General features: G+C 47.1%; 12 protein-coding genes. 11 read left to right on the top strand and 1 reads right to left on the bottom strand.

Going from position 1 to position 15310, the window contains the following annotated elements:
• Window positions 1–201: 201 nt before the first annotated feature.
• On the bottom strand, window positions 202–1749 hold the full coding sequence (locus BACCELL_RS22170) for an ATP-binding protein (protein ID WP_044154297.1): 1548 nt from the start codon (window positions 1747–1749) through the stop codon (window positions 202–204).
• A gap of 241 nt (window positions 1750–1990) precedes the next feature.
• Here BACCELL_RS22170 and BACCELL_RS22175 point away from each other — a divergent pair, with 241 nt between their 5' ends.
• From BACCELL_RS22175 to BACCELL_RS22225, 11 genes are all read left to right on the top strand, one after another.
• The gene (locus BACCELL_RS22175) at window positions 1991–3433 is read left to right on the top strand and encodes a polyamine ABC transporter ATP-binding protein (protein ID WP_007214335.1); all 1443 of its coding nucleotides are present in this window, start codon (window positions 1991–1993) and stop codon (window positions 3431–3433) included.
• Between the two features lie 16 nt (window positions 3434–3449).
• Complete coding sequence (locus BACCELL_RS22180) at window positions 3450–4223, top strand: ABC transporter permease (RefSeq protein ID WP_007214336.1); 774 nt, start codon at window positions 3450–3452, stop codon at window positions 4221–4223.
• Window positions 4220–5011, top strand: a complete 792-nt coding sequence (locus BACCELL_RS22185; protein ID WP_007214337.1) for an ABC transporter permease — start codon at window positions 4220–4222, stop codon at window positions 5009–5011. Before BACCELL_RS22180 ends, BACCELL_RS22185 begins: the two co-directional genes overlap by 4 nt.
• A gap of 261 nt (window positions 5012–5272) precedes the next feature.
• Entirely contained in the window at window positions 5273–6595 is a 1323-nt protein-coding gene (locus BACCELL_RS22190) for an ABC transporter substrate-binding protein (RefSeq protein WP_044154193.1), read from the top strand.
• 113 nt (window positions 6596–6708) lie between these two features.
• Window positions 6709–7479, top strand: a complete 771-nt coding sequence (locus tag BACCELL_RS22195; protein ID WP_007214340.1) for a glycerophosphodiester phosphodiesterase family protein — start codon at window positions 6709–6711, stop codon at window positions 7477–7479.
• A gap of 634 nt (window positions 7480–8113) precedes the next feature.
• The gene (dapF, locus tag BACCELL_RS22200; protein WP_007214343.1) at window positions 8114–8926 is read left to right on the top strand and encodes a diaminopimelate epimerase; all 813 of its coding nucleotides are present in this window, start codon (window positions 8114–8116) and stop codon (window positions 8924–8926) included.
• Between the two features lie 21 nt (window positions 8927–8947).
• Window positions 8948–10180, top strand: a complete 1233-nt coding sequence (locus BACCELL_RS22205) for an LL-diaminopimelate aminotransferase (RefSeq protein ID WP_007214344.1) — start codon at window positions 8948–8950, stop codon at window positions 10178–10180.
• A gap of 88 nt (window positions 10181–10268) precedes the next feature.
• Window positions 10269–10988 (top strand): TorF family putative porin, encoded by a 720-nt coding sequence (locus BACCELL_RS22210; protein ID WP_007214345.1) that lies wholly within the window; start codon window positions 10269–10271, stop codon window positions 10986–10988.
• A 136-nt stretch (window positions 10989–11124) separates the two neighbouring features.
• Window positions 11125–11481: a P-II family nitrogen regulator gene (locus BACCELL_RS22215; RefSeq protein WP_007214346.1), complete on the top strand. Its 357-nt coding sequence runs from the start codon at window positions 11125–11127 to the stop codon at window positions 11479–11481.
• A gap of 103 nt (window positions 11482–11584) precedes the next feature.
• A complete protein-coding gene (locus BACCELL_RS22220) occupies window positions 11585–12973 on the top strand; it encodes an ammonium transporter (RefSeq protein WP_007214347.1) in 1389 nt (462 codons plus the stop codon).
• Between the two features lie 116 nt (window positions 12974–13089).
• Window positions 13090–15279, top strand: a complete 2190-nt coding sequence (locus BACCELL_RS22225; protein WP_007214348.1) for a glutamine synthetase III family protein — start codon at window positions 13090–13092, stop codon at window positions 15277–15279.
• Window positions 15280–15310 lie beyond the last annotated feature (31 nt).

The following is a 15310-nucleotide window of genomic DNA, read 5'->3' on the forward strand; positions in this document are numbered from 1 at the left end:
TCCGACTTTTCTTTTTTTTATTTTTTAATTCTTCCATTTTGTTTTTGTCCGATACCATTTTTTTCTAATTTTGGGAATTAGAAATTAGGAACTTACGTTAACTTAACACACAACAAAGAGGAAATATAAAAGGACTCTCTACTCCAATCCGCATAAGATAGTGTCAAAACAGAATAAAAGAACGCGAATTACACAAATCTGTCATTCAATAATCCACTTCTCTATATTCCTTGTTTTATTACTGAAGTTCACACCTATTTTGAATAATTTCCTCGGGTCTGCCTCAAAAGGAAGAGCATACTGTTTTTCTTCTATTTGCTGCAAAGCTTCTTCTGCAGTACCTTCCAGTTTGAATTCCATAACGTAAATGTAATCGGCAGTCTTCACTACCAGATCCACCCTCCCTTCCGAAGTGTGATACTCCGCCTGTGTGTAGAAACCCACCAGTTTGAAGACGATAAACAGCACATTTTGGTAATGTAATTCCAAGTCTTTCACCAATTCATAAGGTGTGTCGGCAAAAAAGCTTTGCAGCCTCTTAAAGAAAGCGTTAGGTTGGCCCATCTCTATCTCACGGACAAATTTTTGTATCTCAAACGGCGCTTCTAACTGGTTGAAACGGGTATAAAACGGCATCAGAAATCTGATAAAACCCTCTTCCACTTCCCGATTCGGAAAACCGAGACGGTAAAGCCCGAAACGTTTATCATACCCCTTTATCGTGAGATAACCGCTTTGGAAAATAACCGGTATTGGTTCGTTGTCGCCATAAATACAGTTTAGCACATCAGCATCCGTTTCTTCATGCGCCATGCGCTCCAAATTGTAATGATTGCGTCTCAGCAACTCCACAAGGTAAGTAGGCGTTCCGGTTTCAAACCAATAGTTGCCGAATTTCATCTTAAAGAATGTATTCAGCAAACTGAAAGGATTGTAGATGCCGTCCGTATTTTCTGTAAAGTGATAACCGTCATAGCACGCTTTCAGTTCATTGCACACTTCCTGATACGTCATTTTCTGCGCGGCTGCCAATTCGTGCAGGTCTTCTTCAAAATTAAGATGTATCTCCTTTTCGGTGATTCCACAGATGGAAATAAACGGCTCGTCCATGGAGATGTCATTCAGATTGTTCAGGTCACTGAACACACTGACTTTGCCAAACTTGGTCACTCCCGTCAGCAAGGCAAACTTGATGCAGCCGTCCATGGTTTTCAGTACGCCATAGAAAGGTTTCAGAGTGTTGCGGAATTCGCGTTGCAGTTCCTCGTTGCCGATAGCTTGGAGCAAGGGTTTGTCATATTCGTCGATGAGAATGGCTACACGCTCACCACTTTGCTCATAGGCCCGTCCCACAACTCCTGCAAAGCGCAAGGCAAGGGTAGTTTCGGCAGAACGCGTTCCATAAAGTGACTCCCAGTAATCAAGCGTTTCATTCAGTATCTTGTCCAGACTGTCCGGCGTATCATATTTCCCGATATTCAAGTCCAGATGCAACACAGGACGTTTCACCCAGTCTTTTTCCAAAGTTTCCACCGCCAAGCCTTCAAACAAGTCCCGTTTCGCCTCAAAATAGGCTTCGAGCGTGGAAATCAGCAAACTCTTCCCAAAACGGCGGGGGCGGGAAAGGAAATAGTAACTGCCACTCTTCACCAACTTATACATCAATGCAGTTTTATCCACATAAACGTATCCTTCCTTACGAATCTTCTCGAAGTTTTGTATCCCGATAGGATATATTCTGTTACCCATGTCCTTGCCTCCTTCTACTATAATAGTATTCATTAATGCTACAAAGATAATGTAAACCGAGAACAGTATAAAATGAACTCGTTCATTTTTTATGCCGAGGTGCAGTTTATCTTCTTCAAAGATAATGCAAATCGAAGGCAGCACTTTCATTTTCCCAATTTATTCCCTACCTTTGTACCCGCTTTTTTTAGAAAGGCAGGATTCGTTCTATTAGTTTTAGGTTAAACACTTAATAACGCTTATGCAAAAGTCTGACTGCATCATCGGTGTAGAGCACGTATCGAAATACTTCGGAGACAAAGCCGTACTGAATGATGTAAACCTCTCTGTCCGTAAGGGCGAATTTGTAACAATATTGGGCCCCTCCGGCTGCGGCAAGACTACTTTGTTGCGCCTGATAGCCGGTTTCCAGACCGCCTCGGAAGGTATCATCACCATCGCCGGAAAAGACATCACGCAAACACCGCCACACCAACGTCCGGTGAATACCGTCTTTCAGAAGTATGCCCTTTTCCCCCACCTCAACGTGTACAACAACATCGCTTTCGGACTGAAGCTCAAAAAGATGCCCGAAGCCACCATTGGCAAGAAAGTGAAACAAGCCCTCCGCATGGTAGGTATGACGGATTACGAAGACCGTGACGTTGATTCCCTCTCCGGCGGACAGCAACAACGTGTTGCCATTGCCCGTGCCATCGTCAACGAACCCGAAGTGCTGTTACTGGATGAGCCCCTTGCCGCCCTCGACCTCAAAATGCGTAAAGACATGCAGATGGAGTTGAAAGAGATGCACCAGAAGCTTGGAATCACCTTCGTCTACGTTACCCACGACCAGGAAGAAGCCCTTACTCTGAGCGACACCATCGTCGTGATGAGCGAAGGCCGCATCCAGCAGATAGGTACGCCGACAGACATCTACAACGAACCCATCAATTCTTTCGTTGCCGATTTCATCGGAGAAAGTAACATCCTGAACGGCCTCATGCTTCAGGACAAAGCCGTATCCTTTGCCGGACACGAATTTGAATGTGTCGACAAGGGCTTTGGCGAAAACACTCCCGTCGATGTAGTCATCCGTCCCGAAGACATCTATATATTCGAACCTTCTGCCGCTGCCCAACTGATGGGTACTGTCACCTCCTGCATCTTCAAAGGCGTGCATTACGAAATGATGGTACAGACTAACGAGGGCTACGAATTCATGGTGCAGGACTATCACAGTTTCGAAGCCGGACGGGAAGTCGGTCTGCTCGTGAAACCTTTCGACATTCACGTAATGAAGAAAGAACGCACCTGCAATACCTTCGAAGGCAAGCTCATAGACGCCACACACGTCGAATTCCTCGGTTACACCTTTGAGTGTGCCGAAGTGCAGGACATCGAACCGGGCAGCTCCGTCCTCGTAGAAATAGATTTCCGGAACGTCATCCTCGAAGATAACGAAGAAGACGGCCATCTGACGGGTGAAGTGAAATTCATCCTTTATAAAGGAAACCATTACCATCTCACCGTGTTTACCGATTGGGACGAGGATATCTTTGTAGACACCACTGACGTCTGGGACGACGGTGACCGTGTCGGCATCACCATCGAACCCGAAAATATACGAATTGTTGCACCGGCACAGACCACCGGTTCTATCCCTATTGTCGAATCTGCTAATAAGAAAGGAAGTGCTCAGTAATATATCCCGTTTCTTCATGCGTCGCCGGAACTGGACAGTTCCCTACGCATTGTTTCTCATCATCTTCGTTGTGATGCCTCTGTTGCTCATTGTGGTTTATGCCTTCACCGATGCTGAAGGCGCATTCACGTTTGCCAACTTCCGCAAATTCATGATGCATCCCGAATCTATCAACACATTCGTCTACTCTATCGGAATAGCTGTCATCACGACTCTGGTATGCTTCCTGCTCGGTTATCCGGCTGCTTATATTCTCAGTCAGAAGCGCTTCAACACTTCCCAGACCATGGTTGTACTGTTCATCCTGCCTATGTGGGTGAACATCCTGATACGTACACTTGCCACGGTGGCATTGTTTGATTTCCTCAACTTGCCGCTGGGCGAAGGAGCTTTGGTATTCGGTATGGTCTACAACTTCCTGCCGTTCATGATATACCCTATCTACAATACATTGCAGAAGATGGATGGCAGTCTGATAGAAGCAGCCCAAGACCTGGGAGCTACGCCTGTACAGGTATTCGGTAAAGTGATCCTCCCCCTTTCGATGCCCGGCATCATGAGTGGTGTGGTGATGGTTTTCATGCCCACGGTTTCCACCTTTGCCATTGCCGAGTTGCTGACGATGAACAACATCAAGCTGTTCGGTACTACCGTACAAGAAAATATATATAACGGAATGTGGAACTACGGCGCTGCCTTGTCGCTCATCATGCTGTTGCTGATTGGCGTCACCGCCCTCTTTACCAACGAGGACGACAGTGCACAAAATGAAAGCGGAGGTGTGATATGATGACACGTATTCTGGCGAAAGGCTATCTTTGGTTTCTGCTTGCCCTGCTCTATTCGCCCATCCTGATCATTATGATCTTCTCTTTCACCGAGGCCAAGGTACTGGGTAACTGGACAGGATTCTCTACCAAACTATACAGTTCACTATTTACAGGCGGCATGCATCACTCGCTGATGAATGCCATCTGGAACACATTCGCGATTGCTACGATTGCCGCCACAGCCTCTACCCTGCTGGGAAGCCTGGCAGCTATCGGCATCTTTAACTTGCGCTCCCGGGCACGTCAGGTGATGAATTTCACCAATGCTATTCCGATGATGAATGCGGATATCATTACCGGTGTATCCCTGTTCCTGCTGTTTGTCAGCTTTGGCATTTCGCAGGGATTTACTACGGTGGTATTGGCACACATCACTTTTTGTACCCCTTATGTGGTACTTAGCGTGATGCCCCGTCTGAAGAAAATGAATCAGAATGTCTACGAAGCAGCTCTCGACCTCGGAGCTACTCCTTTCCAGGCGCTTCGCAAAGTCATCTTCCCAGAAATTCTGCCGGGAATGATCAGCGGTTTCATCCTCGCTTTCACGCTTTCCATTGATGACTTCGCAGTAACGATCTTCACTATCGGAAATGAAGGATTGGAAACATTGTCGACATACATCTATGCGGACGCACGTAAGGGTGGATTGACTCCTGAACTGCGCCCACTGTCAACAATCATTTTTGTAACGGTGTTAGTATTGCTGATTGTGATTAATAAGAGAGCAGAAAGAAACAAGAAAGAATGAAAAATAATAATTTAGCGGAGCGAAAATGAAAGACTAAAGTATCTCAAATTCTCCTCCTCCGTCGGAGGAGGAGTACCCGCAGGGGGAGGTGGTAGGTAAAACAATAAAATACCTATGAATAATAAAATTAAGGAATTTCTTTACCTACCACCCCGCCCTTTGGGCACCCCTCCTCCCAGGAGGAGGGGAATTGAGATAGTCCGAACATAAATAGCTACACCACTAAATTATCATTTACCTACTATATAACCCCTATAAACAATGAAGAAATACATACCCCTCTTCCTCTGCATTCTTCTCCTTGTCTCCTGTACCGGTGCCAGTGAGAAGCGCAGCCGTGTACTGAAAGTATACAACTGGGCAGATTACATTGACGAAGAAGTCCTCGCCGAATTTCCTGCCTGGTACAAAGAGCAGACAGGCGAAGATATCCGCATCATCTACCAGGTATTCGATATCAACGAAATCATGCTCACTAAGATTGAGCGCGGACAGGAAGATTTCGACCTTGTATGCCCCTCGGAATACATCATCGAACGAATGTTGAAGAAAGACCTCCTCGTTCCTATCAACCGCAATTTTGGTAAGACTCCGGACTATATCCCCAACATCTCCCCGTATATTCAGAAAGAGTTGGAGAAGATCAGCCAGCCCGGTCGCCACACCAATGATTACGTTGTTCCCTACATGTGGGGTACCGCCGGAATACTCTATAACAAGAAGTTCAAGACCCTTGAAGAAGTCAGCTCCTGGGGATGCCTTTGGGATGCCGTCAACCGTGGTAAGATTCTGATGAAAGACAGTTACCGCGATGCCTACGGCACTGCCATCATCTATGCCCATGCCCGGCAACTTGCCGACAGCACCATCACCGTGGAGCAACTGATGAACGACAATTCCCCTGAAGCCATTACCCTTGCAGAGCAATATCTGAAAGATCTGAAACCCAACATTGCCGGGTGGGAAGCCGACTTCGGCAAAGAAATGATGACGAAAAACAAAGCATGGCTCAACCTTACCTGGAGTGGCGACGCCGTCTGGGCCATTGACGAAGCGGAAGCTGTAGGCGTGGACCTGGACTATGTAGTTCCCCGTGAAGGCAGCAACATCTGGTACGATGGCTGGGCCATCCCCAAGTATGCCCGCAACGTAAAAGCCGCCAGCTACTTCATCAATTATCTTTGCCAGCCGGATATTGCTCTGCGCAATATGGATGCCATCGGCTACGTCAGTGCCGTAGCAACGCCCGAGATTATGGAGGCAAAGATCGACACGACTCTTGAACAGTTCTCCGACCTCAGTTATTTCTTCGGTCCAGGTGCAGATAGCGTTCAGATCAATCCGATACAATACCCTGACCGTAAAGTCGTGGAGCGTTGCGCCATGATCCGTGATTTCGGTGACCGCACAGAGCTTGTTCTCGAAATGTGGAGCCGCGTCAAAGGTGATAATCTGAATACGGGTATCGTACTTCTCATCTTTGCAGTCTTCGGGATACTGTTTGTGTGGATTGTCTGGAAACGGATCAGCATTTATAAGCAGAAGAAACGTCACCACAGGCGCAGACGCCGTATACGCAGGTAATAGGAGGTAAAGGAGATAACACCTTTATCTCCTGATTCGCATTAATAACATAAATGAAACATCACTTTTCAGACATATTTTGTACCTTGCGGCAGAATTATAAATAAGGAACTATGAAACTGAAAAAACTTTTATTTGCCTCCGCTATGTCTCTTGCCGCATGCGGCATCCTACAAGCCCAAAACACCCAAGTCATTGCCCACCGTGGTTTCTGGAAGACCGACGGTTCTGCCCAGAATAGTATTGCCGCCCTGGTGAAAGCTGACTCCATCCATTGCTACGGCTCCGAGTTCGATGTCTGGCTCACTGCCGACAACAAACTTATCGTAGACCACGACGGTGTATTCAAAGGTGTCCGCATGGAAACATCCACCGAGAAAGAATGTACCTCTATCACCCTCGACAACGGTGAGAACCTCCCTACCCTTCAGCAATACCTCGATAAAGCCCAAGGATTGAAAACCCGCCTTATCCTGGAACTCAAAGCGCACAAGACTCCCGAACGGGAAACGCTCGCCATAGAGCAAATTGTGAAAATGATTAAGGATATGGGACTGGAAGAGCGTACCGAATATATCACTTTCTCACGCCATGCGACCAAAGAATTCATTCGCCTGGCTCCTAAAGGTACTCCCGTATATTATCTGGAAGGTGACCTCAATCCGCAGGAACTGAAAGACATGGGTTGTGCCGGTCCTGATTACCATTTCTCCGTCTTCAAAAAACATCCCGAGTGGATCAAAGAATGTCACGACCTTGGCATGAAGGTTAACGCCTGGACAGTAAATGATGCCAAAGATATGGAATGGCTCATCAGCCAGGGAGTGGATTTCATCACCACCAACGAACCGGTATTATTGCAGGAGATATTGAAAAAGAAGTAATGCAGATCGGTAGTTAAATTTATTTCTTTAAGGTGGGATATGAATTAAAGTGATTAAGCAATACTATCTCAATTCTCCTCCTCCGTCGGAGGAGGGGAATTGAGATACTCTATTTTCTCAGTATCTGAATACTCATTTTATTCATTTCCATTCCAATCTGTACCAATGCCCCACTTTAACTCCCCCAATGCCACACCTCAACAATTCAAATGCCACACTTCGATGGCTCAAATGAATGGCATTACGGAAGCTAAAGTGTGGCATTTGGCTTGTAATAGTGTGGCATTATACAAAAGATCATTTAGTCAGCAAAAACAAGAAAACAATTTCATTCTGTCATATACAAATCTTCATTTTCACCCCATAAACTCCATTTTTCCACTTAAAACACGTATTTACGCCACTACCTATATAGAATGAATATGCGGAAATAATTCCATAAATAACAATTTATACAAATATGCACCCGCAAACTTTTAATTTGAAACTTGAATACCGTATATTTGCAGCGACTGAAAGAATGAATAAAAACAATAGAAATAAGATATGTATTCTACAAATAATTTAGCAAAACGTCGTATCTTTGCAGTGTGATAAAACAAAAAGAAAGATTAATCCAGCAACAGAGTACAAAATGACAAGAGTTATAAAATTCACTAAGATGCACGGAGCAGGCAACGATTACATTTATGTAAACACCCTGAAATATCCCATCGAAAGCCCTGAAAAACTTTCGGTTGAATGGAGCGCCCCGCATACAGGAATTGGAAGCGACGGCCTGGTACTCATCGGCAGTTCGGACAAGGCAGATTTCAGTATGCGCATCTTCAATGCAGATGGTTCCGAAGCCAAAATGTGCGGCAACGCCAGTCGTTGCATCGGTAAATACTTATATGAATACGGCCTGACTTCCCAAACAGCCGTTACCCTCGACACCCTGTCGGGCATCAAAATACTGAAACTCCATGTAGAAGACGGAAAAGTGAACACCGTAACCGTGGATATGGGACGTCCCGCCGATATGAAAGAACAACCCATTGAAGCCAACGGACAGAAATTCACCGGAACCACCCTATCAATGGGAAATCCTCACCTGGTAATCTTTGTAGAAGATATTAAAGATATCAACCTCGAAAGCATCGGTCCGAAACTGGAAAATCATCCGTTGTTTCCCGACCGCATCAATGTAGAGTTTGCCCAGGTGCTGGAGCATGGGAAAATCAGGATGAGAGTTTGGGAAAGAGGTTCGGGCATCACCCAGGCTTGCGGAACCGGAGCTTGTGCCACCGCAGTAGCTGCCGCACTGACCGGAAAATCCGGAAGAAAAACAGACATCATCATGGATGGAGGCTCACTTACCATCGAATGGGACGAAAAAACGGATCACGTATGGATGACGGGAGGAGCAGTCCGGGTGTTCGACGGAGAAAAGATAATTAGTGATTAATGGTTAAAACAACAAGAAAGTATGGCATTAGTAAACGAACATTTTTTGAAACTACCGGGAAGTTACTTATTTTCAGACATAGCTAAAAAGGTGAATACTTTCAGGATAACGCACCCTAAACAAGAGGTCATCCGCCTGGGTATCGGAGACGTTACCCGGCCACTGCCACCGGCTTGCATCGAGGCGATGCACAGGGCAGTGGATGAGATGACAAATGCCAGTACCTTCCACGGATACGGTCCCGAACAGGGATATGACTTTTTGATTGAAGCGATCATCAAACATGATTATGCTCCGAGAGGCATTCATTTTAGCCCTACGGAAATATTCGTAAACGATGGAGCCAAAAGCGATACGGGCAACATAGGCGATATCCTCCGCCACGACAACAGCGTAGGAGTGACAGACCCCATTTACCCGGTATATATAGACAGCAACGTAATGTGTGGCCGTGCCGGAGTATTGGAAGAAGACGGCAAATGGAGCAACGTGACTTACATGCCCTGCACCGCCGAAAACAACTTTGTTCCCGAAATACCGGACAAACGGATTGACATCGTCTACCTTTGCTACCCGAACAATCCGACGGGAACAACGCTGACCAAATCACAACTGAAAAAATGGGTGGACTACGCACTTGCCAACGACACTCTGATTCTGTTCGATGCCGCTTATGAGGCGTTTATACAGGAAGAAGACGTTCCCCACTCCATTTACGAAATAAAAGGTGCCAAGAAATGTGCCATAGAGTTCCGCAGCTTCTCGAAGACAGCCGGATTCACCGGAGTCCGTTGCGGATACACCGTAGTTCCGAAAGAGCTGACAGCCGCCACCCTGACTGGTGAACGCATTCCGTTGAACCGTCTCTGGAATCGCCGTCAATGCACCAAATTCAACGGTACCAGCTACATCACCCAACGGGCTGCCGAAGCCATCTACACCCCGGCAGGCAAGCAGCAGATAAAGGAAAACATCGACTATTATATGAACAACGCACGAACCATGAAAGAGGGTCTGGAAGCAGCCGGACTGAAAGTGTATGGCGGCGTGAATGCTCCTTACATCTGGCTGAAAGCACCGAATGGCATCGGTTCCTGGCGCTTCTTCGAACAGATGTTATACGAAGCCAATGTAGTAGGAACACCCGGTGTAGGTTTCGGCCCCAGCGGAGAAGGCTACATCCGCCTGACCGCCTTCGGAAATCACGAGGATTGTGTGGAAGCCATGAGGAGAATCAGAAAATGGCTGGTATGAAAATGAAAAAGATAACAACTAAAATAAAACTATAGTTTCACCGGACTGATCATCCGCAATTTGTCTAAACTTAAAAGGTAAAATAGGTATGAAAATGAAAAGCGTAAAATTCCGAATGATAGCCATCGCGCTATTATCAGCAACAATGCCTTTCACGGCAAAGGCACAGGATAAAGTGGAGGCCTCAGTCGGTGCAGATTTTGTAAGCAACTACATCTGGCGTGGAACAGACTGCGGTGGTGTAAGTATCCAGCCCAGCATGGGAGTCAGCTACAAGGGCTTGTCACTGACAGCTTGGGGCTCGGTAGGCATCGACAAGGAGGATGCCAGAGAGATCGACCTCACACTGGGTTACAATACAGGCGGTTTCAGCGTATCCGTTACAGATTACTGGTTCTCCTACCACAAAGAGGATGGCGGATATACGGGAGATTATTTCAAGTATGGCGCACATAGCACGGTACACATCTTCGAAGCCACTCTGGGATATGATTTCGGTCCGCTGGCACTGAGTTGGAACACTTACTTTGCCGGAGATGATTATACAAAGGAGAACGGTGACAGAGCTTATTCCACGTATGTAGGCATCAGCGCACCCTTTAAACTCGGTGGCCTGGACTGGTCGGCAGAAGTCGGTCTTACCCCATGGGAAGGTGCGTATGCCAACAAGTTCAACGTAACCAACCTCACACTGAAAGCAGAAAAAGAAATCAAATTCACAAATTCTTTTTCGCTGCCCACCTTTGCACAAGTGACGTTCAATCCACACACGCAGGGTGCATACTTCGTATTCGGAGTTAGTTTTTGAGAGAGAGTAAAAATAGGGAACGAGGGGACGAGGGAACAAGCAGACAAGGATAAGAAACGGACACCCCGAAAGGCCCTTGTCAACTCGTCAACTAAAAAACCTCGTCAACTAAAAAAAATCGTAAATGTATTAAGGTATGAAAAAGATTGAAGCAATTATCCGCAAGACAAAATTCGAGGATGTAAAGGACGCATTGCTCGAAGCGGACATCGAATGGTTCTCCTACTACGACGTCCGGGGAATAGGAAAATCCCGTCAGGCACGCATCTACCGCGGTGTAATGTACGACACCAGTTCCATTGAGCGTATCCTAATCTCTATCGTGGTACGCGACAAGAATGCCGAAAAGACCGTGCAGGCCATCATCAGATCCGCACAAACCGGAGAAATCGGAGACGGGCGTATCTTCATCATCCCCATAGAAGACGCTATCCGCATCCGCACCGCCGAACGTGGCGACATCGCCCTCTACAATGCCGAACAGGAAAGATAATCCAGGCAGCACTAAACCACGGAGAGAGTGACACGCTCGATAGTGAGAGAGCGATACACTCAAAATAACAAAGAATACAAGTACAACTAATAGCAAAAAACTTATGGATAAATATAGTAAACGCAGCACTGCCAGGCTGTGGATAGCCCTTGCTGTCCTTATGGCAACGTGCTTTACAACAAAAATATATGCACAAGATGCCGTTACCAAAGCTGTAGAAAGTGCGGCTGTAATAGTAGAAGAACCGGTATTGGATAGCGGTAACACAGCATGGATCATTACAGCCACCATTCTGGTATTACTAATGAGCATCCCCGGTATCGCCCTTTTCTACGGTGGTCTGGTCCGTCAGAAAAACGTATTGAGTATCATCATGCAGACCTTATTCATTGTAGGTGTCGTCAGCATCCTATGGGTCGCTTTCGGTTACAGTTGGGCATTCGGCACAGATTTTATGGAATCGGGTAATCCGCTGGGAGCTGTGATTGGCGGTTTCGACAAAGCATTCCTGCACGGTATCACCATCGACACACTGACTTCGGGCAACATCCCCGAACTGACCTTCGTCATGTTCCAGTGCATGTTTGCCATTATCACTCCCGCCCTTATCTTAGGTGCATTTGCCGAAAGAATTAAGTTCTCCGGCTATATGGTATTCATCATCCTTTGGGTTATCCTGGCCTACTTCCCGATGGCACACTGGGTATGGGGCGGTGGTTTCCTTCAGGAAATGGGAGCCATTGACTTCGCTGGCGGAACAGTAGTACATGTCAATGCCGGAATCTCCGCACTTGTGATGGCTATCATGTTGGGACAGAGAGAAGATTACAGAATAGGTCACCCGATCACTCCGCACAACATCACATTCGTATTTCTGGGTACTTCTTTCCTGTGGCTGGGCTGGTTCGGTTTCAACGCTGGTAGTGGACTTGCAGCAGACGGCCTTGCAGCCAACGCATTCATGGTAACACATATCGCAACTGCCGTGGCAGCCGTAACCTGGATGGCAATCGACTGGATTTGCAACAAAAAGCCAACCACAGTAGGTGCTTGCACGGGTGCCGTTGCCGGATTGGTAGCAATAACTCCCGCAGCCGGTACGGTAGATTTACTGGGTGCGTTCTTTATCGGATTGATTACGCCTATCGTCTGTTTCTTCATGGTTGCAGTGGTGAAACCGAAATTCAAATATGATGATGCTCTGGATGCATTCGGCGTGCACGGCATCGGTGGTATTGTAGGTTCCATCCTGACCGGTGTCTTCGCTACCCAATACATCACCGGAGAAGGTGGGCAGCAAGGTGCACTTTACGGAGACTGGCATCAGTTGTGGATACAGATTTTCGCAACTCTCGTATCCATCGTGTTCAGTGCAGTAATCACTTTCATCCTTTATAAGGTAGTAGATTCATGGATAGGTATCCGCGTCAGCAGACGTGTAGAAGAAGAAGGACTGGATATCTACGAACATGGTGAATCAGCATACAACTAGATAACGATCAACGGTTAGTGATTAGTGATAAGCAAAATGCCGCATACAGCGCAGCCACTAATCACTAATCACCAAACCCTAATCACTAATTTACGAACCAACAATAATAAAGTATTATGTCTAAATTGAGATTCAGAGTAGTAGAAACGGCGTTTAAAAAGAAACCCGTTGCAGTGGCAGCCCCCGCGGAACGTCCGTCGGAATATTATGCCAAGTATGTGTTCAACAAGGAAAAGATGTTCAGGTATCTGCCGAGCAAGGTATATGCCAAACTGATTGACGTGATCGACAATGGTGCTCCGCTGGATCGCAGCATTGCTGATGAAGTGGCAGCCGGTATGAAGAAATGGGCACTCGAAATGGGTGTTACCCACTATACCCACTGGTTCCACCCATTGACTGAGGGTACAGCCGAGAAGCATGACGCTTTCATCGAGCACGATGGCAAAGGCGGTGTGATGGAAGAATTCACAGGCAAACTGCTCGTTCAGCAGGAACCGGATGCATCCAGCTTCCCTAACGGTGGCATCCGCAATACGTTCGAGGCACGCGGTTACAGTGCATGGGACCCCTCTTCTCCGGCTTTCATCGTCGATGATACGCTCTGCATACCGACCATTTTCATAGCATACACCGGTGAGTCACTGGACTACAAAGCTCCGTTACTGAAAGCCCTGCGTGCCGTAGACAAAGCTGCCGTAGACGTATGCCGTTACTTCAATCCGGAAGTGAAGAAGGTAGTTGCCTACCTGGGTTGGGAACAGGAATATTTCCTGATCGACGAAGGTCTGTATGCCGCACGTCCCGACCTACTGATGACAGGCCGCACGCTGATGGGACACGACAGTGCCAAGAACCAACAGTTGGAAGACCACTATTTCGGTGCCATCCCTACCCGCGTGGCAGCCTTTATGAAGGAATTGGAAATCGAAGCATTGAAACTCGGTATCCCCGTTAAAACGCGTCACAATGAGGTAGCCCCCAACCAGTTCGAGCTGGCTCCCATCTTCGAAGAATGTAACCTGGCTGTAGACCATAACATGCTCGTCATGGCACTGATGCGTAAAGTAGCCCGTAACCACGGCTTCCGCGTACTGCTGCACGAAAAGCCTTTCAAAGGCGTCAACGGTAGCGGTAAGCACAACAACTGGTCGTTGGGTACGGATACAGGCATCGGACTGATGGGCCCGGGTAAACTACCCGAAGAAAACCTGCGCTTCATCACTTTCGTAGTGAACACCCTGATGGCAGTCTACAAGCACAATGGATTGTTGAAAGCCGCTATTTCCAGTGCCACGAACGCACACCGCCTGGGTGCCAACGAAGCACCTCCCGCAATCATTTCCAGCTTCCTGGGCAAACAGTTGTCACAGGTATTGGAACACATTGAAGAGAGTACCAAGGATGATCTCGTAAGCCTTAGCGGCAAGCAAGGCATGAAACTGGATATTCCACAGATTCCGGAATTGTTGATTGACAATACCGACCGTAACCGCACCAGTCCGTTCGCCTTCACCGGAAACCGTTTTGAGTTCCGCGCCGTAGGTTCGGAAGCAAACTGTGCCTGTGCCATGATTGCCCTGAACGCCGCCGTAGCCGAGCAACTGGTAGAATTCAAAAAAGATGTGGACGAACTCATCGAGAGAGGCGAACCGAAGATTTCGGCTATCCTTGAGGTTATCCGCAAATACATCAAGATTTGTAAGCCCATCCATTTCGATGGCAACGGCTACAGTGACGAATGGAAAGAAGAGGCCAAGAAACGCGGCCTGGATTGCGAAACCAGTGTGCCTCTCATCTTCGACAGCTATCTGAAGCCGGAAAGTATCCGCATGTTCGAAAATACCGGTGTACTGACTCAGAAAGAACTGGAAGCCCGCAACGAAGTGAAATGGGAAACTTACACTAAGAAAATCCAAATTGAAGCTCGTGTATTAGGTGATTTGGCCATGAACCACATCATCCCGGTAGCCACGCAGTATCAAACGGATCTCATTGATAACGTTTACAAGATGAAGGAGCTGTTCCCAAGCGACAAAGCTGCAAAACTGTCTGCCAAGAACCTGGAACTCATCGAAGAGATTGCCGACCGCACCGCCTTCATCAAAGAGCATGTAGATGCCATGATCGAAGCCCGCAAAGTGGCCAACAAGATCGAAAGTGAACGTGAGAAAGCCATTGCCTACCACGACACCATCGTACCGGCAATGGAAGAGATCCGTTATCATATCGACAAGCTGGAACTGATTGTCGACAACCAGATGTGGACACTGCCAAAATACAGAGAACTCTTGTTTATAAGATAAGTGAAGAGAAGTGATTAACTAATAAAATCAT

Origin of the sequence: Bacteroides cellulosilyticus DSM 14838 (assembly GCF_000158035.1) — a bacterium.
In the GTDB taxonomy this organism is placed as follows: domain Bacteria; phylum Bacteroidota; class Bacteroidia; order Bacteroidales; family Bacteroidaceae; genus Bacteroides; species Bacteroides cellulosilyticus.